Origin of the sequence: Elongatibacter sediminis (assembly GCF_037892215.1) — a bacterium.
GTDB classification, from domain to species: Bacteria; Pseudomonadota; Gammaproteobacteria; order Xanthomonadales; family SZUA-36; genus Elongatibacter; species Elongatibacter sediminis.
The window spans coordinates 1-548 of record NZ_JAZHOG010000029.1 but is presented as its reverse complement, the minus strand read 5'-3'; the positions used below and the strand labels follow the sequence as shown (position 1 = coordinate 548).

The following is a 548-nucleotide window of genomic DNA, read 5'->3' as shown; positions in this document are numbered from 1 at the left end:
CGGAATCCTTCGCCAGGAACTTGGCTTGTGTTTACTATTTCTTCCAACACCGTACTTTCGTCTTAGATCGTATAACGGTTGAAATAAGCGGTGCGCGCTTTGCGCGCGTCCGGCCCGCCTGGAAGGCGGGCGAACTTGATTGAGTTGTTAGAAGAACTCTTCAATTTCTTCATACGTCATTTCTTTATCTTCGCCGAAGATATACAGCTTTCCGCCCTTATCTAAAAAGTCATGCAGTAATGAAACAACCAGTTTCTGACAGAGCCGGAAGGCCTGCCATGAATCAATTCCGTGTTGATCCGCCAATTTCTTGAATAGGCCCTCTGCTTTGACGGGACAAGCCCACGAATCCATTTTTTCGTCTCTGTAAGGAATCCCAACAGCTACCGTAATATCTACGGCCTCTCCGCTGCCACGTACACCAGACAGTTTCCTTATTGAAACGTATTCATCTCGCTTCATTAGTTCTTCTAACGTTTTAGTTAAGAGGCGCGTGCACAGCACGCGTCCGGTGGAGCCAGCAACGCTGGCGGAACGCACTTAAACGC

At 48.4% G+C, this 548-nt stretch carries 1 protein-coding gene; it reads right to left on the bottom strand.

Annotated elements, in window-relative coordinates:
• Positions 1-147: 147 nt before the first annotated feature.
• Positions 148-462 (bottom strand): DUF6968 family protein, encoded by a 315-nt coding sequence (locus tag V3330_RS19600; RefSeq protein ID WP_354697160.1) that lies wholly within the window; start codon positions 460-462, stop codon positions 148-150.
• Between the last annotated feature and the right edge of the window lie 86 nt (positions 463-548).

Coding starts and splice junctions, on each gene's coding strand:
- V3330_RS19600 (WP_354697160.1), bottom strand. CDS start 462: ATGAAGCGAGATGAATACGTTTCAATAAGGAAACTGTCTGGTGTACGT.